At 68.0% G+C, this 17,497-nt stretch carries 19 protein-coding genes; 12 read left to right on the forward strand and 7 right to left on the reverse strand.

Features of this window, described 5'->3' with window-relative positions; translation table 11 throughout:
* Positions 1-213 precede the first annotated feature (213 nt).
* The 8 genes from mbhE (at position 214) to TX76_RS14055 (ending at position 8,101) form a co-directional block, all read left to right on the forward strand.
* Positions 214-2,625: a hydrogen gas-evolving membrane-bound hydrogenase subunit E gene (gene mbhE / locus TX76_RS14020; protein WP_049903283.1), complete on the forward strand. Its 2,412-nt coding sequence runs from the start codon at positions 214-216 to the stop codon at positions 2,623-2,625.
* Positions 2,622-3,107, forward strand: coding sequence for an MnhB domain-containing protein (locus tag TX76_RS14025; RefSeq protein WP_049903227.1), 486 nt, complete (start codon positions 2,622-2,624; stop codon positions 3,105-3,107). The genes mbhE and TX76_RS14025 overlap by 4 nt, the downstream gene beginning before the upstream one ends.
* Complete coding sequence (locus TX76_RS14030; protein ID WP_049903229.1) at positions 3,104-3,457, forward strand: sodium:proton antiporter; 354 nt, start codon at positions 3,104-3,106, stop codon at positions 3,455-3,457. The genes TX76_RS14025 and TX76_RS14030 overlap by 4 nt, the downstream gene beginning before the upstream one ends.
* Positions 3,457-5,043: a complex I subunit 5 family protein gene (locus TX76_RS14035; RefSeq protein WP_049903230.1), complete on the forward strand. Its 1,587-nt coding sequence runs from the start codon at positions 3,457-3,459 to the stop codon at positions 5,041-5,043. The genes TX76_RS14030 and TX76_RS14035 overlap by 1 nt, the downstream gene beginning before the upstream one ends.
* A complete protein-coding gene (locus TX76_RS14040) occupies positions 5,040-5,597 on the forward strand; it encodes a Na+/H+ antiporter subunit E (RefSeq protein WP_049903232.1) in 558 nt (185 codons plus the stop codon). The genes TX76_RS14035 and TX76_RS14040 overlap by 4 nt, the downstream gene beginning before the upstream one ends.
* On the forward strand, positions 5,587-5,877 hold the full coding sequence (locus TX76_RS14045; protein ID WP_049903233.1) for a monovalent cation/H+ antiporter complex subunit F: 291 nt from the start codon (positions 5,587-5,589) through the stop codon (positions 5,875-5,877). The genes TX76_RS14040 and TX76_RS14045 overlap by 11 nt, the downstream gene beginning before the upstream one ends.
* Positions 5,874-6,224 (forward strand): monovalent cation/H(+) antiporter subunit G, encoded by a 351-nt coding sequence (mnhG, locus tag TX76_RS14050; protein ID WP_049903235.1) that lies wholly within the window; start codon positions 5,874-5,876, stop codon positions 6,222-6,224. Before TX76_RS14045 ends, mnhG begins: the two co-directional genes overlap by 4 nt.
* Before the next feature lie 83 nt (positions 6,225-6,307).
* On the forward strand, positions 6,308-8,101 hold the full coding sequence (locus TX76_RS14055) for a flippase activity-associated protein Agl23 (protein ID WP_049903237.1): 1,794 nt from the start codon (positions 6,308-6,310) through the stop codon (positions 8,099-8,101).
* A gap of 38 nt (positions 8,102-8,139) precedes the next feature.
* Here TX76_RS14055 and TX76_RS14060 read toward each other — a convergent pair whose 3' ends face one another.
* The gene (locus tag TX76_RS14060) at positions 8,140-8,487 is read right to left on the reverse strand and encodes a winged helix-turn-helix domain-containing protein (RefSeq protein WP_079890844.1); all 348 of its coding nucleotides are present in this window, start codon (positions 8,485-8,487) and stop codon (positions 8,140-8,142) included.
* A gap of 104 nt (positions 8,488-8,591) precedes the next feature.
* Here TX76_RS14060 and TX76_RS14065 point away from each other — a divergent pair, with 104 nt between their 5' ends.
* Complete coding sequence (locus TX76_RS14065; protein ID WP_049903239.1) at positions 8,592-8,867, forward strand: hypothetical protein; 276 nt, start codon at positions 8,592-8,594, stop codon at positions 8,865-8,867.
* A gap of 9 nt (positions 8,868-8,876) precedes the next feature.
* On the opposite strand, the gene coaBC is transcribed toward TX76_RS14065, so the two are convergent.
* Together coaBC and TX76_RS14075 are read right to left on the reverse strand one after the other, a co-directional pair.
* The gene (coaBC, locus tag TX76_RS14070) at positions 8,877-10,034 is read right to left on the reverse strand and encodes a bifunctional phosphopantothenoylcysteine decarboxylase/phosphopantothenate--cysteine ligase CoaBC (protein WP_049903240.1); all 1,158 of its coding nucleotides are present in this window, start codon (positions 10,032-10,034) and stop codon (positions 8,877-8,879) included.
* A 107-nt stretch (positions 10,035-10,141) separates the two neighbouring features.
* Positions 10,142-11,593, reverse strand: coding sequence for a NosD domain-containing protein (locus TX76_RS14075; protein ID WP_049903241.1), 1,452 nt, complete (start codon positions 11,591-11,593; stop codon positions 10,142-10,144).
* Between the two features lie 158 nt (positions 11,594-11,751).
* Between TX76_RS14075 and TX76_RS14080 the strand changes: the two genes are divergently transcribed.
* Positions 11,752-12,273: an SRPBCC family protein gene (locus TX76_RS14080; RefSeq protein ID WP_049903243.1), complete on the forward strand. Its 522-nt coding sequence runs from the start codon at positions 11,752-11,754 to the stop codon at positions 12,271-12,273.
* A 117-nt stretch (positions 12,274-12,390) separates the two neighbouring features.
* The gene (locus TX76_RS14085) at positions 12,391-13,053 is read left to right on the forward strand and encodes a hypothetical protein (protein WP_049903245.1); all 663 of its coding nucleotides are present in this window, start codon (positions 12,391-12,393) and stop codon (positions 13,051-13,053) included.
* 87 nt (positions 13,054-13,140) lie between these two features.
* Here the strand turns inward: TX76_RS14085 and TX76_RS14090 are convergent, their stop codons facing one another.
* A complete protein-coding gene (locus TX76_RS14090) occupies positions 13,141-13,902 on the reverse strand; it encodes a GNAT family N-acetyltransferase (RefSeq protein ID WP_049903246.1) in 762 nt (253 codons plus the stop codon).
* A gap of 79 nt (positions 13,903-13,981) precedes the next feature.
* Positions 13,982-15,055: a DUF3179 domain-containing (seleno)protein gene (locus TX76_RS14095; RefSeq protein WP_049903248.1), complete on the reverse strand. Its 1,074-nt coding sequence runs from the start codon at positions 15,053-15,055 to the stop codon at positions 13,982-13,984.
* Positions 15,056-15,246: 191 nt separating this feature from the next.
* Between TX76_RS14095 and TX76_RS14100 the strand changes: the two genes are divergently transcribed.
* Positions 15,247-15,933, forward strand: coding sequence for an HD domain-containing protein (locus tag TX76_RS14100; protein ID WP_049903249.1), 687 nt, complete (start codon positions 15,247-15,249; stop codon positions 15,931-15,933).
* 10 nt (positions 15,934-15,943) lie between these two features.
* Here the strand turns inward: TX76_RS14100 and TX76_RS14105 are convergent, their stop codons facing one another.
* Together TX76_RS14105 and TX76_RS14115 are read right to left on the reverse strand one after the other, a co-directional pair.
* Positions 15,944-16,636: a LysE family translocator gene (locus TX76_RS14105; protein WP_049903250.1), complete on the reverse strand. Its 693-nt coding sequence runs from the start codon at positions 16,634-16,636 to the stop codon at positions 15,944-15,946.
* Positions 16,637-16,975: 339 nt separating this feature from the next.
* Positions 16,976-17,449, reverse strand: a complete 474-nt coding sequence (locus TX76_RS14115) for an Lrp/AsnC family transcriptional regulator (protein ID WP_049903255.1) — start codon at positions 17,447-17,449, stop codon at positions 16,976-16,978.
* Positions 17,450-17,497: the final 48 nt, after the last annotated feature.

Consider the following 17,497-nt stretch of genomic DNA (forward strand, 5'->3'; position numbering starts at 1 on the left):
ATTTGTCCTTGTCGGTTTCGGTTGCACACGATCACGACGCTATTTCGTCCATTGGAGCCGTGGAATGCTACCGCTCTCCTCTCCCGGTTCCGATACGGCACGAACGACCGGCTGAGAAGGGATTTGAGAACGATTAAGTCCCGTCGTCGGTTGATCGGAAGTGTGTCTCTCGCGACGCTCGCCGCATCCTCGATCACGCCGACGGTCGCCGGAATCGGTGGCAGCGTCGCTCAAACCACTGCGGAACCGACGGCCGCCGTGCTGGTCGCCGCGCTCGGACTGCCCTTCCTCGGCGCGCTGGTCGTGCCACTGCTCTATCGCGCCCTCGGCGAGCGCGTGGCGTACGTCGCGGCGGCGATCGCGCTCGCGTGCTTCGGGCTCGTCGCGAGCCAGTACGGCACGCAGGGAACAGTTACAGTGCCGTGGATCCCGGAACTCGACGTCGCGCTCGTGCTGTATCTCGACGGCCTCTCGCTCCTGATCGCGCTGCTCGCCAGCGGGATCGGTGTGCTGATCTTCACCTACTCCGGGAGCTACATGCACGGCGAGTCCGGCATCGCACGCTACTACGCCACCCTGCTCGCGTTCATGGGCTCGATGCTCGGCGTCGCGCTCGCCTCTGACCTCATCTCGCTGTTCGTCTTCTGGGAGCTCACCAGCATCACCTCCTTCGGGCTGATCGGCCACTACCGCGAGGAGGCGAGCTCGCTCTACGCCGCCCGGAAATCCATGCTCATCACCGTCTCGGGCGGCCTGTTCATGCTCGTCGGCTTCCTCCTCCTCCGATACGTCTCGGGCGAAGCGCTCGCGAGCGCGACCTACACCCTCGTCGGCACGCCCGACTCGATGATCGCGAACGCCGACGCGATGCGCGTCGCCCTCCAGGATGCGGGCCTGTTCCTCCCCGTGCTCGGGCTGATCGCGATCGGCGCAGGTGCGAAGTCCGCCCAGGTCCCGCTCCATCTCTGGCTGCCGAACGCGATGGAGGCCCCGACGCCGGTCTCGGCGTTCCTCCACTCCGCCACGATGGTCAAGGCCGGCGTCTACCTCGTCGGCCGGATGCGCCCCCTCCTCGTCGGCGAGGAGTGGATGCTGCTGTTCGGGACGCTGGGCCTCCTCACGATGACCGTCACCGCGCTGCTCGCCATCGGCGCAAGCGACATCAAGGAGCTCCTCGCGTACTCCACCGCCTCCCACCTCGGACTCATCACCGCGGGCTTCGGCTTCGCCAACCAGCTCGGCGCGGAGACCGGCGTGTTCCACATCCTGAACCACGCGCTGTTCAAGGCGACCCTGTTCCTCGTCGCGGGGATCGTCGCCCACGAGGCCGGCACCCGGGCGATCGACGAGCTCTCCGGCCTCCGCCACGACCTCCCCCTCGTTGCTGTGATCACCGCGATCGCGGCGCTCGGGATGGCCGGCCTTCCGCCGTTCAACGGCTTTTATTCCAAGGAACTCCTGTTCGAGGCGGCCTACGAGGTCGCCCACACGGACGGCGGCCTCCTCTGGCTGTTCCCGATCGTCGCCGTCGTGGGGAGCGTCTTCACCTTCCTCTACTCCATTCGGTTCCTCTGGCTGTTCATGGGCGAGAAGCCCGCCGGACTCGGTGAGGTCCACTCCCCGCCCGCCCTGCTGGTCGCGCCACCGGCCATCCTCGCGGCGCTCGCCGCGGTCGTCGGGATCGACCCCCAGCTCGCGGTCGATACGATCGTCCAGTCGGCGTTCGGCAGTGCGGTCGCCGGCGAGGCCCACACGATGAGCGTCCACCTCCCGACCGAACTCAAACCCGCAGTCCTGATGAGCGCGATCACGATCGCCGTCGGCATCGTCGCCTCGCCGTTTTACGACCGCATCCGCGACGCCGTCCGGCGGGCGAGCCGCGGCCCGCTCTCGGCGAACTGGTACTACGACGGCGCGGTCGACGGCCTCGAACGCGCGAGCGCGCTCTCGCTGCCCCGCGTACAGACCGGTTACTTCCGAACGTACGCGGCCTGGACGCTCGCCGCGACCAGCCTGCTCGCGCTCGCCGGCTACCTCGCGGCGGGCGTCTCGCTGCCCGCGTTCACCGGCCTCTCGGTCGCGCTCCCGGTCGTGATCGTTCTCGCGGTCGCCGTGGTCGGCGCGGCCGCGGTCGGGATCGCGCCCTCGCACGTCGCCGGCGTGCTCACCCTCTCGATCCTCGGGTTCATGATCGCGCTCTTTTACGTCCTGTCGAACGCACCCGACCTCGCGCTCACCCAGCTGGCCGTCGAGACCCTCGTGCTCGTGCTCTTCCTCCTGGTGCTCGACAAACTCCCCGCCTACTACGGCGACGCACCCCTCTCCCGGACGCTCCGCGACGGCGCGCTCGCGGCCGGGGTCGGCGTGACGGTCTTCGTCACCGTGCTGGTGGCGACCGCCGCGAGCCCGAACGACGTGATCGCCGAGTTCCTCGTCGAGCGCGCGCCGGTCCCCAAAGAGCACGGCCCCGTCCTGCTCGACTCCGGCGGCGGCGGCAACATCGTCAACGTCATTCTGGTCGACTTCAGAGCGTTCGACACGATGGGCGAGATCTCGGTGGTGGCGATGGCCGCGCTCTCGGTGCTCACGCTGATCGCCATGCGCGGCCGGGGGGAGTCCTCGTGAGCACCCCCGACCGCGACACCGACGTCACCGTGATCGCGAAGACGGTCACCAGGGTGGTGTTCCCGCTCATCCTCCTGACCGCGATCGCCCTCCTGCTCCGGGGCCACAACCTCCCCGGCGGCGGGTTCATCGCCGGGGTGCTCACCGCCGCGGCGTTCGCGCTGCTGTACGTGATCTTCGGTCTCGATTTCGTCGGAAGCGACCTCCTCGATCGCGGCGGCACGCCCACAGTGGCCGCCGGGCCGGCGATCGTCGCCGAGTACCGACTCGCCTTCGCCGCCGGGCTCGGCCTCGCGGTCACGGGCGGGATCGCCGCCATCGCGCTCGGCTTCCCGTTCCTCACCCAGGCCGTCCTCTTCCTCTACGATCTCCCGATCTACCACGAGCTCGAACTCGCGAGCGCGTTCGTCTTCGATCTCGGGGTGTATCTCGTCGTGGTCGGCGCGCTGCTCACGATCCTCGCGGTGGTGGGCGCTGAATGACCCAGTTCGTGCTCGCGGGTGTGCTCGGCCTCCTGTTCGCGTTCGGAACCTTCCTCGTCCTCCGGCGCGACATCGTCAGGGTCGTCTGGGGCGTGACCATCATCGCCCAGTCCGCGAACGTCTATCTCGTCACGATGGGCGGACTCGCCGGGACGGTGCCGATCGTCGGCCACGGCCCGCCGGCTGATCCCAGCAGCGTCACCGATCCGCTGGTCCAGGCGCTCGTGCTCACCGCCATCGTCATCGGCTTTGGTACTACCGCGTTCGCGCTCGTGCTCACCTACCGGGTGTACGAGGAACACGGCACCATCGACCTCGACGAGCTCGGCGAGACGGGGGGTGAGGTCTGATGGCTCCGCAGGTCGTGATCGCGCCGCTGCTGATCGCGCTCGTGACCGCCATCCTGAGCCTCCTGCTCCGTCGGTTCCCGCGCGCCCAGCGTGCGGTGAGTCTCACCGGCGCGCTCGCCTACCTCGGGGGCGTAGCGTGGCTTGCCACGGCCGTCGCCCGGGAGTCGATCCTCGTCTACCAGGTCTCCGCGTGGCAGGCACCCCTTGGCATCACCCTCGTCGCCGACGCGCTCTCGACCTTCATGCTCGGGCTCACGGCGGTCGTCTCGCTCGCCGCCGTCGTCTTCTCCGCACGATACATGAGCGAATACGGCCAGCAGCTGTCCTATCACGCCCTCTACCATCTCCTCGTGGTCGGCGTCACCGGATCCTTCCTCACCGGCGATATCTTCAACCTGTTCGTCTGGTTCGAGGTCATGCTGCTGTCGAGCTACGTCCTCGTGGTCTTCTACTCGGGACCGGAACACACCCGTGCGGCGCTCCAGTACACGGTGTTGAACCTGCTCGGCAGCGCGGTCATGCTGCTCGCGATCGGCGGACTTTACTCCACGACCGGCACGCTCAACATGGCCGACATGGCCCGCCGGCTCGCGAACCCTGCGGAGTTCGGTATCGATCCGGTTCCCGTTCTGGGGATCGCTGCCATCCTGTTCGCGGTGTTCGCGCTCAAGGCCGGGATCGTCCCCTTCCAGTTCTGGGTGCCAGCCGCCTACCGCGCCGCGCCCGCTCCGGTTTCGGCGATGCTCGCTGGCGTCACGAAGAAGGTGGGAATTTACGCGATCGTCCGGCTCTACTTCACCGTCTTCGCGGCGGCGAGCCTGCCGGCCGGCCTCTCGCTGCCCGGCTTCGCGGGCGATTCCTTCCTCGCCTTCTTCGGCCCGATCCTGTTCGTGATGGCCGCGGCGAGCATCGTTCTCGGCGGCGTGGGTGCGGTAAGTCGAGTGGATCTGGACGGGGTGCTCGCGTACTCCAGCATCGGCCAGATCGGGTTCGTCGTGCTTCCGCTCGCGATCGCCGCGACAGTGCCAGGGGTGCGCGAACTCGGGATCGCGGCGGCGCTGATCTACGCGCTCAACCACGGCCTCGCGAAGGCGATGCTGTTCCTCGCGAGCGGCACGATCCGGGAGGCCATCGGCACGGTGCGCTTCGAGTATCTCGGCGGGCTCGCGCGCCGCACGCCGGTGCTCTCGGTCGGGTTCTTCCTCGGCGCGCTCGCGCTGGTCGGGATCCCGCCGCTGTCGGGCTTCTTCGGCAAGCTGCTCGTCTTCCGGACCGCCGCCGATGCCGGGGCCGTGGGGGGTCAGGGAGCGACGCTCGCGCTCGCCCTCGCGTTGGGCGGCGCGATCCTCACGGTCGCGTACTTCTCGCGCGCCTGGAACGAGGGGTTCTGGGGCACCCAGTCCGAGGCCGTCCGGACGGCGACGTACTCGCCGACGCTGGTGGCGGTCGTGATCTCGCTCGCCGCCACCCTCGTGATCGTCGGCGTCGGCTTCGATCCCGTGATGCGGGCGGCCCGCGCCGCCGCCGGTGCGGCGGTGGATCGAGGAACGTACGTCGAGAGCGTGCTGCCCGGAGGGTCGCCATGAGACGGTGGCCGGCGCTCGGGGTCGTGCTCGCGGTGCTCTGGCTGTTCGTCCGCGGGATCGAGCTCACCCCCGACCGGATCGCCGGCGAGTTCCTGATCGGGCTCGCGATCGGCGTCCCGGTCGCGTTCGTCTTCCGGCGGTTCTACGCCGAGGAGTTCGTGCTCGCGCGATCCCTCCGGATCGTCCCCTACGTCGGGCTCTACCTCGCGGTGTTCGTGAAGGAGCTGCTCGTGGCGAACGTCGACGTCGTCTATCGGGTGCTCTCGCCGTCGATGCCGATCGAGCCCGACGTGGTCGCCATCCCGCTGCGGGTCGAGTCCGACGTCGCGATCACCACGATCGCCAACTCGATCACCCTCACACCGGGCACGCTCACGATGGATTACGACGACGACACCAACACGCTCTACGTCCACGGCATCACCGGCCGCAATCGTGAGGGCGTGGTCGCCCCGATCCGGACGTGGGAGGACTACGCGCTCGTGATCTTCGGCGAGGACGCGAGCCCCGACGACGCACCGCCCGCCCCGCGGGGTGATCTGGGTGGCGACTGAGCTGCCGGCGTTCCTCGACCTCGCCATCACCGCGGGCCTCGTGATCGCGAGCGGCGTCACCCTGCTGGCGGGCTACCGGGTGATCCGTGGTCCGACCACACCCGATCGAGTGGTGGGGCTCGACGCCATCGGGACCAACGTGGTCGCGGTCGCGGTCCTGTTCGCGATCCGCACTGGACGGGGCTTCTTCGTCGACATCGGCCTCGTGCTCGCCATCATCGGCTTCATCAGCACGATCGCCGTCGCGCGCTACGTCTCGGAGGGAGACATCATCCAATGAACACGATCCACGCACTCCTCGTCACGCTCCTCGTCGCCATCGGCAGCGGATTCTTGCTCGTCGGCACGATCGGCCTGCTCCGATTTCCCGACGTCTACAACCGGATGCACGCCACCAGCAAGGCCACCACGCTCGGCGCGGCCTCGCTGTTCCTGGCGGGAGCGGTCTACTTCGGCCCACAGGAGGTCGGCGGCGCGGGGTTGACGTCGCTCGTGGGGATCGTCTTCCTCTTCCTGACGGTGCCGACCGGCGCACACGTCATCTCCCAGGCCGCCGAACGCATGGGCGTCGCGTTCCACGGCGACGCGTCGTGGCCGGACGACGACCCGAGAGACCCCGAACAGTGATCGCAACCGTATTGTACGCGAGCCCTGATGCGTTCGGATATCGGCCGCCGAACCGCCCGATCGACCCCCGTTTCGCATAAGCCATGTCCACCGAGTCCTCCCGCTCGACGATCCCGACCGCCGCCGTCCGCGACCGCCTCGCGAGTGTCGTGGCCCGTCCTCGCCTCGTCGTCGCGATCGTCACCCTCGCCGCGCTCGCCGTCCGGCTGTTCGGGCTCGGTGCGCGCGTCGCCCACCAGGACGAGGCCCGGGTCGCGTTCTGGGCGTACCGCTACATGGAATCCGGCGTCTACTGGTACCGCCCGATCGTCCACGGTCCGTTCCTGACGATCGTCGACAGTCACGTCTTCTCCGTGCTGGGGGCCTCGGACTTCACGATGCGCCTCGTGGTCGCCGTCGTCGGGGGACTGCTCCCGCTCACGGCGCTGCTCTTTCGCCGCCGGCTCCGGAACGGCGAGACGATCGCACTTGCCTTAGTGCTCGCCGCGAACCCGATCCTGCTCTACTACTCGCGCTTTTACCGGAACGACCTGCTGCTCGCGGGGTTCATGCTCGTCGCGTTCGGCTTCTTCGTTCGGGCGTACGACGACGATCGGGCCGCCTTCCTCCACCTCGGCGTCGCCGCGTTCGCGCTCGCGTTCACGACCAAGGAGAACGCCCTCGTCTACCCCGTCACGTGGGCCGGCGCGACCCTCCTGCTCTGGGATCACCGGCTGTTCCTCGACCGGGCGGGTGAGCGCGGCCTCCGGAACGCGATCTGGGAGCGGACACGGCGGACCGGCCGCTGGCTCCGAGGCTGGTGGCTCCACCTCGCGCTCGCGGTCGTGGAGTTCTTCGCGATCTTCGTGTTCTTCTACGCGCCGCGCGGCGAGGCCGCCCGGCCGGAGCCGACCCTCGGCGCGACGCTCGCCGATCCGACCCTGCTCCCCGATCTCGTCGGGGAGGCGGTTCTCGGGTCGTGGAACGCCTTCCTCGGCCAGTGGGGCAGCGGCAATCAGGAGTCGTACCTCTCGACCGCGGGCGCGCTCTGGCCGCCGCTCGAAACTGGCGCGCTCGCCCTCCTCGCCCTTGCAGTCGTGGGGTTCGTCGCCGATCGCTACGCCGGCGAGCACCCGCGCGACGCCGTGGCGTTCGGGGCGTACTGGGGTTTCGCGAGCGCGCTCGGCTATCCGGTGATCGTCGACAACCCGTTCCCGTGGGAGGTGATCCACGTGATCGTGCCGCTCGCGCTCCCGGCGGCGATCGGACTCGCGCTGGTGGGGCGGGTCGGCCTCGCGAGCCTCGCGGATCGGGACACGATCTCGGCGGTCGCCGCGGCCCTGGTCCTCCTTGCGGTCGCCGGCCAGGTCGGCGTGACCGCCTACGACACCTCCTTCGCCGAGCCACAGAGCCCCGACAACGAACTGGTCCAGTACGCCCAGTCCGGCAGCGAGATGAAGCCGCTGCTCGGCGACGTGCGTCGAGCCGTCGGAGCGAACGACGGCACCGACGTGCTCTACTACGGCGACGATCCCGACTTCGACGGCGACGAACTCTACGCGCCGAACCCCGGATCCCACGACACGCCGATCGCCGGGGATGAATGGTTCGAGCGCCTCCCGTTCGCGTGGTATCTCGAAGCCTACGGAGCGGAGACGAACAGCACGGACCGGCCGGCGACCGTGCGTGGGGCGGTGTCGAGCGGCGACCGACCGCCGGTCGTGATCGCGTTCAGCGAGTCGGCAGCCTGTAACGAGGAGTACGACAACGCCACCGACATCGATCGATTCCTCGACGGGTACGAGCGCCACGTGGTCGATCGGTTCCTCTACGACAGCGGCTGTACCATCAGCAGTATGGCAGTCTACGTCGACGAGGATCAGGCTACTGGGGCGTAGTTCGACTGCCGACTCTCGGAAGATGGAGCGCCGCCGAGTTACGTTTCCAACTGTTTGTCCCGTTCGAGAAGCCGTCTGAGCGTCACGCCTTCGAGCTTGGCGACGTACTCCCCGACATCGCTCTCGGCATCGAATCGGTACATCGGGCTGTCGCCGACGTTGCGGGTGTGTTCGACGACGCCGAGTTCCCGTAGCTCGTCGATGTGGTCGTAGACGGTGCTGCGCGCGACGCCGGCCAGCCGCGCGATGTCGCTCACGTTGAGGTCGGTCCCCTCCTCGCCGAGCAGCGCAGCGATGATTTTCACGCGCGCGCCCGACCCGAACAGGTGGGTGAGCGGCGTATTGTCGGCGTATGGTTCTGCGCTGGACCCAACCTCAGTTGCCATATTTACCCAGTATATGGGGCAACCCTATAAACCCTGCTTGATTCAGACTTCGTTAGTGTAGTTTGAATCGACATACTTATTTCAAATAGGCGTGAGGCCTGAATATGGACGGCCCGGAGATACGGAATCGAATCATCGAGAAACTGCTCCGCAAACGGGTCGTCGGTTCTCACAAGAAGCGAGTCGATACCGTCACGAACTGGCTACCGTCGCACGCTCAGGGCCGCGGCGAACAACTGATCCGGGAGATGATAACCGATCCGAACGTGCCGGTCGAAGCCTACGGTGGGAGTCGGGACAACGTTCGCCTGGCGAGCGTCGAAAGCGCCGTCGAATATCTCAAGCGCCACGACGGCAACGTTCCATTCGGGTTCGATTGACCGTTCTTTTCAGTCGAGTTCGCCACTCAGCGACTCGGCAACGCGTGCGCCGAGCCCGGATTTGTCGCCAGTGTACTCGCTCGCCTCGTTTTCGCGGACCACGAGCGCGCGCGTCTCGGCCTCGCCCATCACGCTCGCGTCGTTGGCGACCACGAACGCGAGCCCCGCCCGCGAGCGGATCCCCCGCGCGGCCGCGATCATCGCCTCGTCGTCGCCGCTCGTCTCGGTCTTGAACCCGACGATCGGGAGGTCGGGGTGGGCGTCCCGAACCGTGTCGATCAGCTTCGGGGTCGGTTCGAGATCGAGTGTCAGATTCTCTTGGCCCGATCTGATCTTCTCGGCGCTCCCCTCGACGGTGTAATCGCCGATCGCCGCCGCCGAGACGAGCGCGTCCGCCCCCTCGACGGACCCCTCGACCGCTGCCGTCATCTCCGCGGCGCTTTCTACCGGTTCGACCGTGGCGTAGGGAACGTCGTCGCCGTCGTGGACGAGCGTCACGTCCGCGCCGCGGGCGTAGCACGCGCGCGCGACCGCCTGGCCGGTCCTCCCCGACGAGCGGTTGGTCAGCACTCGCACGGGGTCGATCGACTCCGACGTGGGGCCGCTCGTCACCACCACGTGCCGGCCGGCGAGCGGCGTCTCGCCGGTGGCCCGTGCGGTTTCGAGAACGATCGCGTCCTCGGTCGCGATCTTCGCCTTGCCTTCCTCGATCCGGGGCGGGACGAACGCGACGCCCCACGATTCGACGCGCTCGATCGCGTCGAGTACCCCCGGATGGTCGTACATCGGCTCGTGCATCGCGGGCGCGACGACCACAGGGATATCGGCCCCGAGCGCGGTCGTCGCCGTAGTAGTGACGGGTGTGTCGTCGATCGCGCTCGCGACCTTCCCGACGGTGTTGGCGGTCGCGGGCGCGAGCAGGAGAACGTCGGCCCAGCCCTCGCGGCCGCAGAGTTCGACGTGCTCGATGCTCCCCGTGATCTCGGTCACGACGGGGTTGTCGGTCGCGAACTCGACGGCCCACGGATGGACGATCCCCTGGGCGCTCTCGGTCATCACGCCCCGGACCGCGGCTCCTTGACGACGCAGCTCGTGGGCAAGCTCGACAGTTTTCACCGCCGCGATCGAGCCGGTGATCCCGAGCGCGACGTTCACTCCGCGCAACATCCTCTGGATATGGGTCGCCTCGCGGTTTAAATCCGCCGACGGTGGCGTGACTCGCCATTCCGACTCCGATCGAAGTCCGCTCTCCAAGGACGACCGTAGAATCGAGATCAGCGAGTCTGGCGAACCGCGGCCACGCCGAGGACGGCGAGTCCGACGACACCGAGGAGAACGAGGACGAGCCGGGCGACGCCGAAGATCGAGGCGCTCGTCCCCTCGCTCTCGCCAGTCTCGGGCGGTGGGGTCGTCGAGCCGTTCGTGGCCGTGTCGTTCGACGGCGCGATCGTCTCCGGCGTGTCGGTGGTCGTCGGCATACCGGTCGTCGTCGGCGAGGTAGCGTTCGTCGGCGGATCGCCCACCGCGACGTCGCTCGCCGTCGTCCCGTCAGTCGTCGTGGTGTTCGCTGTCACGTTGCCGGGTGGCGTCGCCGTGGTGTTCGCTGTCACGTTCTCCGTTGTGGTGCTCACCGTCGGCGGCGACGCGACCGGCGTCAGCGTTCGCTGGACCGACGGCGACGCGCCGGCCGACACGTTCACCGATCCGCCGGATGCGCCGGGGACGGCCGCGAGCGGTGCGAACGTTCCGAACTCCGTGATGTTGGGGACCGTCACCGTGCTCGACGACGCGTCGATCGTGGCTCTGTCGACGTCCGCCCAGAACTCGCCGTCGTTGCGGTACACCACGACCGACGAGCCGTTGGGGTTGTCGTACCCCATCGTCAGCGAGACTTCCGATCCCGCACCGCCGGTGCCCGTCGTCTCGACGAACGTCCCGAGGCTACGGGTGTCCTGAGGGATCTCGGGTGGGTCGGTCGTCGAGCGGAGACCGACGTTCCGCTCGGTGAAAGAGACCGTCGTGACCGCGAGTCGGAGGTCAGTGACGGTGTTCGTGCCGCCGTTGCGGAGCGAGTAGTAGTCCCACCGGGAGTTGTTCCGAGCGGCGTTGTCGACCACCGTGTTGTTCGGGCTGTCGCGCTCGAAGTGGATGCCCCACTTGTTCTCGACCGCGACGTTGCCCCGAAGCGTGTTGTTCTGGCTCTGGCCGCCGATCGCCATCCCGAGCCCGTTCGCGTACGCGGTGTTGTCGACCAGCCGGTTTCCGGTCGCCCGTGCGAGCTTGATCCCCTCGGTGTTGTTGTTCGCGATCGTCCCCCTGATCGTGCTGTCCACGACGCCGAGGTAGAACACGCCGACCGTCCAGTTGCTCGTCTGGATCCGCCGGACGGTGACGTTCTCGACCGCGCGCGCGGTCCCGTTGGCGTGGATCGCGTGGCCCGACCCGCTCCCCTCCAGCGTGTGGCCCGCGCCGTCGAGCGTCACGTCGCTCGCCGCGATCGTGATGCAGTTGCCCTCGCCGCCGGTGACGTTTGCGGTCAGGACGTACTCTCCCGACGAGTCGATCGTTCGGCACGAGTCGACGCCGACCGTGCCGTTCCCCGCGCTCTGCGCACCCGCCACACCGACCAGTGTCCCGGCCGCGAGCAGCGCCACGACCACGACGCCGACGAGCAGCGCACGGTGGTCGTCCGTCCCGTCATCGCCGAAACCCCAGAGTGAGCCCATCAGTCGTCGCGTTCGTACAGATCGGGTGCGTATGTATCTCCCGGTATCGCGCGCACGGACCGTGGAACGATGTCGCGCGAATCGCCGACCGGAAGCCGCGTCACTCCCCGGAAATCGGGAGGGGGAACGCTTACGGGGCGGCGGCGCGAGGCGTTGTCGTGGATAGCGTCGAAGTCAGCACCGTGGTCTATCTGCCGCCCGAGGAGACCTACGGGTTCCTCCTCGATTTCCCCGGCTACGCGAACTACTCCGAGTACCTCACCGGCGTCGAGAATCGTGGCGACGGCTCGCCCGGCACGATCTACGACCTCCACTTCGCGTGGTGGAAGCTCACCTACACGGCCCGCTCGCGCGTCACCGAAGTCGATCCGCCGAACCGGATCGACTGGCGGATCGTGAAGGACATCGACGCCCGTGGCCGCTGGACGGTCGAGCGCGTCGACCGGGCGGGGCGCGAGCACGCCTCGGAGGTCCGCCTCCGGATCGAGTTCGACGCCGACTCGGTCGACCCGAGCGGGCTCGATCTCCCGCGCCTCGTCTCGCTGTCGTGGGTGGTCGAGAAGGTAAAGCCGCTGATCGAACGCGAAGCCGAGCGCGTGGTCGAGCGGATCGTCGCCGACATCGAGGGCGAGTCTCGACCGGTTGATCTAACGGTCCACGCGACCCCCGACGACGTTTGAGGCCGCTCTCGGTCGAACGATGCACGGACCAGTCACACTTTTTTGACCGAGGGCGGATACTGTACGTAGCGAACGAATCGACGGACTCGAACGCCAGCGAGGACACCGAGGGAGTTCATGTCGACCGAAGACCAGGCAGAACACGAGGACGAGGCGACCACGGAGCGGATCCGGCCGTTCGACGAGGACGCCCGTGACCTCGCGGCGACCGCCATCGACGTCGCGGAGCGCCTGACCACGACCCGCGAGTTCGTGCTCCTCGGCGACCAGCTCGCGTGGCGCGAGGAGTCGCTTCCGCCGGAACAGCTCCGCCAGGCGGCCGCCGAGGGCGACGACGCGGCGATCGAACGCGCCGCCCGGAACCAGGCGATCGACAACGGGCCGTACGTGAAAGCGAGATGGGAGGCGATGCGTTCCGTGGACCGCCATGATCTGAACGAGGGGCATCTGGTGTCCGCCGTCGTGTTCGCCGTCTTCGTCGCCCTGCTGTCCACGGGCGGTGTCTCGTGGGCGGCGGTAGCGTTGCCGATCGGGCTCGTCTGCGCGTACGCCGCCTACAGGCTCTATCACGCGTTCCGGACCCACGGATCACGGCCGAGAGCGTTCGTTCTCGGGGTCGAGACGGACCCGGTTTCGGTCGAAGTCGTCCTAGACGATCGCGAACCCGAGGCGGTGGCGCTCTGGCATCTCCATCGGGAGTACGCCACCGGTTCGATCTCCGAAGAGCTCCACGAGGCGGCGACGAAGCGCGTGCTCCGTCACTACGGCACGCCCTCGTGACCGCACTGTCGGCACGTTCGGAGAAGACAGCCACTCGTTCAGGGGAGTTTCGGCTACTCCCGTCGGTCTCGGTGCCGGTTCGGCCGATCACCCGTAGGTCGCGTCCCACCGGGTCGCCTTCCGGAGATTGCCGCAGTCGTTGCACTTCACCCGACCCATCGTGTCCATCGCGTTGTCGAGGGTCTCGCAGTTCGCACAGAAGTAGCCGTACTTGTGCTCCTCGTCGAAGTCGGGCTGAGTGTAGCTCGTGAAGAAGGGGCCCTTCGAGCCGCGCTCGATCTCCTCTTCGTTGACGTACATCTCCTGACCGTCGGGGGTCGTCACGGGTCCCTCGGCGATGTCGGGTCCGGGATCGGCCGCGACGGTGCCGGCTTTCATGTAGATGTTCTCGCGGTAGGTCTCGTCGTCGATGGTGACTTCGTCCGTGTCGACCATCTCGAACTCGAAGTCCTCGTAGAAGTCGTTGCCCTCCGCGTTGTCCTCGATGACCTTCGCGCGGAGCTGGGCCGCCCCCATGTCGAACAGCGCCTCCCGGGTCGCCTCGAACAGCTCGGTTCCGACCCCGCCGCCGCGGTAGGCCGGATCGACGTGGAGCCAGAGCAGGTCGCCGTTGCCGCCCTCGGCCACGAGATCGCTTTCGGAGAACCCTCGGACCTCGCCCTCGTCCTCGGCGACGAGAATCAGCGCGTCGGGCTCGTCGATCGTCGTCCCGAGGCTCTCGTCGTCGTACCACTCGGTGATCGCGCTCTCGATCGCCCGGGGGCTGAGCGAGTACGACGCCTCCATCGAGTCCCGCGCGATCCGTCTGATCGCTTCGCCGTCGTCGCGGGTGGCTTCACGGATCTCCATGCGACCGCTTCGACGGTCGCGGGCATAAACCCCGGTGCCGATCGGCCGCCGTCGCGTGGTCACGGCGGACGGCTGTGGATCACTCCCCGTAGAACGCCTCCGGGCCGTGATCGTCCTGCCAGGCGAACGCGAACAGCCGACGGGTCGGCACCCGCGCGAGGTTTCGTCCGTCTGTGCTCTCGCCGGTCGCGCCGTTCCACCGCGTTCCGTCGCCGTCGAACGCGTGCGGGTCGTCGGTCGACGTGAACGCGTATCCGGGGCTCTCGAACGCGGCCATCCCGTCCGGCGTGGCGAACACCACGATCGGTAGGTCGCCAATCGTTACCGTGACGACCCCGCTTTCGGTCGTCGCGTCGTCGGTGGCCTCGTCTTCCGGCCCTCGTGCGTTCTCGCGGTCGGCGTCGGCCCCGACGACGCGCGAGCGCGGGACGCCGAGGGCCGTTCCGTCGCGCTCGATCCCGAGCACGATCTCCTTGGGGGCGAGGTCGTCGCGGCCCCACTCGCGCGAGCCGTCGCCGCGGTGGGCCGCGAGCCCGAACCCGTCGCCCGCGAAGTATCGCTCGTAGGGGGCGGCGTCGTACTCGATCGGGGCCATCTCGGGGCCGTCGCCGCTCGCCTCGCTCCGGCCGCCCGGCGGCACGAGCACCCCTCCACCCCTGTGATCCCGACGAAACCGCTCGACGGTGGTCACGCTTGCGGGGAGCACGGTGAGCGCCCGCCCCTCGAACTCGCCCGCGATACACTCGCCGAGCGACTGCTTCCACTCGGAGTCGGTCTCGCGGTCGTAGAGCACGAGGTCGTCGTCGGCGAGCTTGCCCGACACGCCGAAAGACAGCACGAGGCTGTCTTTCGAGCCTCCGCTCGTGTCACTCTCGGAGACCCCGAACTCCAGGGCTCGTCCGTCCACGGTTCGGTCGTAGACGACCGCGCTCGCACACAGCGGGCACCACGTCACCGCGATCGGCCGTCCCGCGACCTCGTCGTTGACGATCTCGTGGTAGTGGAGGATCCCGAGCGGGTACGCCCGAGCGGGCGCGCCCTCGAAATCGATCACGATGGCCTCGTCGTCCGGGTCACCGTCGTAGGTTTCGGCGAACGCGGGTTCGTCGATGCTCGGGATCGCGTCGCGCGGCACGACATCGCGGACGTTCATGGCCGGCGTAGGGAGCCATCGATGAAAACACCACGCCCGCCCCGTGAGGCGCAAAAGATTAGAAGAGAGATATTTCGATCGTGGAGCGGGATGACCGATCCACCGAACGACGGTGTCGTAACGCTAAAGGGTCGAACATTCGTCTAGACGACTAACATGAACATCGTACGAGGATTTCGGAGGGGATCACGTTGGGTGTCGAGGTAAGGGAGTCGCCGGTCTCGGCCGAAGCGTTCGAGGCGATGGAGGCGTTCGTCGGCGATTACCTCGCGGCCAGCGTCAACAACGAGGAGGAGGGTGGCCGGATGCGGTGGTACCCGTGGCATTCGGCGGCGTACCGGTTCAACCACATCCGAAACGTGGTCGCGATCGCCACCGAGATCGCCGAAGCCGAGGGCGCGAACGTCGACGTGGTCCGGGTGGCCGCGTTGTTCCACGACGTCTCGAAGCTCGAAGCCGAACAGGACTACCACGCCGAGGCGGGCGCACGCGTCGCACGCGAGTACCTCGACTCCCAGGGCGAGTACCCCGATTCGTTCGTCGAGGAGGTGTGTACGGCGGTCGCGGATCACTCCTACCAGGGCCCGCTCGGCGAGCTCCCGCTCGAAACCCGGTGTCTCATCGAGGCCGACCTGCTCGACAAGGTGGGGGCGAACGGCGCGATACTGCTGGTGCTCCGGATGGGCTACGAGTCCCGAACCCACATGGACGCCGCCGAGATGGTCGATCGGGTGACCGAGCGCGGCGAGAGCGTGGCCTCGCGGGTCGAGAGCGACGAGGCCGTGAGCATCGCCCACCAGCGCCGCAAGCGGGTGACGTGGCTGCGCGAGTGGCTCGAAGACGAGGTCGCCGGGATGGACGTCGACGGCGAGGAGTGAGCCGCCGAGCTCACGCGAGCGATCCGCCGAGCACCGACGTCGCCTCGCCCAGGAAGACGAGTCCGAACACCGCGAGCACGAGCGCGCTCGCGTAGGCTATCGTCGGCCCGACGCCGGTCGCCCGGCGTTCGGCCGCAACGAGGGTCGCCGGAAACCCCACGATCCAGACCACGATCCCGGCGAAGAAGCCGACGAGGAGCGTCGGGCTTCCCGTAGAGACCACGAGCACGCCCGAGAGCGCCTCGCCGATCGACGGCAGCGCCGCGAGCACGTCGATCCGGCCCGGTTCGAGCAGGCCGACGCCGACGGTGAGCCAGAAGACGATCTGGTAGGGGTTGGTGAGCGCGAGCACGAACGCCTTCCGGAACCCTCGCGAGCCCTCGGGGGCCGCCTCCGCGGTCGAAGCGGTCGCGTCCCGCGCCGCGGTGTAGGCGAAATAGAGCATCAACGCACCGCCGACCGCGAACGCGAGGCCGCGCACGACCGGGAACCGCTCGACCACCGCGACCGCGCCGAACAGGGCAAGGACGAAGAAGCAGGCGTCCGCGGTCAGCGCGCCGAGTCCCGCCCAAAAGCCCGCGGTCCACCCCCTGAGAACGCTCTCCTCGGCGATGATCGCGTTCATCGGGCCAGGCGGCGCGGCGATCGCCAGTCCGAACACCGCGCCGGCGAGCACCGTCGTCACGGCTTCGAGAACCGCCATCGGCTACGCTCGTCGGATGGCCCGATCGAGACTGTTCGCGAGACCGACGCGTGCAGGCGTCTTCGGCGTCATCGTCCCGTGTACGACGGTCGGCGTGAATAAGGTGTTCATCGTGTTGATACGTGTCAACGCGGTTCGGTCGCCCGAGCGAGAGAGGAGTGAAGAGCCGGGGACCGTGCCCACGGTGGCGTCAGCCGTCGTGGGCGGCTCTCCGGTGCGCACGAGTCCGAAGACACCGTCGCCATCGAAACGCGGCCGAGTCACGTCGGCGGGCCCGACGAGCCGACCATCGTGGCTGCTCCGAAGGCAATCCACTATCGTCTCGGTCGACTCCCGCAGTTATTCCTCGTGCTGGCTCTCGAACCCGGAGTACGGGCTGCGATGGGTGTTCCGGATCAGATCCTCGTCCGAAACCCCGAGGCCGAGCTCGTCCAGCTCCTCCCCGATCCGGCTGAGATCGTCGCCATCGACGCCGATCGCGCGGACGAGCACGTTCGCCTCGCCGGTCATCACTTCCTGTACCTCCACGACACCGGGGACGTCGGCTGCCGCCGCTGCGAGCTCCTCGCGTTCCGGAATCGGAGCCGTACAGACGATGAGCGTGTACAGTTGGAATCCCGCGGCCTCGTAGTCGACGTCCGCGTGGTAGCCGCTGATCACCTCGTCCGATTCGAGTCGCTGGATGCGGTTCCGAACGGTGCTCGCCGACACGTCGAGCGACGCTGCGATGTCACTCGACGAGGTGTGCCGCCCGTCCTCCTGGAGCGCATGCAGTATCCGTCCATCCAGGGCGTCGAGGTCACGGATCGCCATTCACCCCTGCGTTCGCTACCCTCGCCATTAACACTGTCCACCGAGTTC

It is taken from the genome of Halococcus agarilyticus (assembly GCF_000334895.1).
In the GTDB taxonomy this organism is placed as follows: Archaea; Halobacteriota; Halobacteria; order Halobacteriales; family Halococcaceae; genus Halococcus; species Halococcus agarilyticus.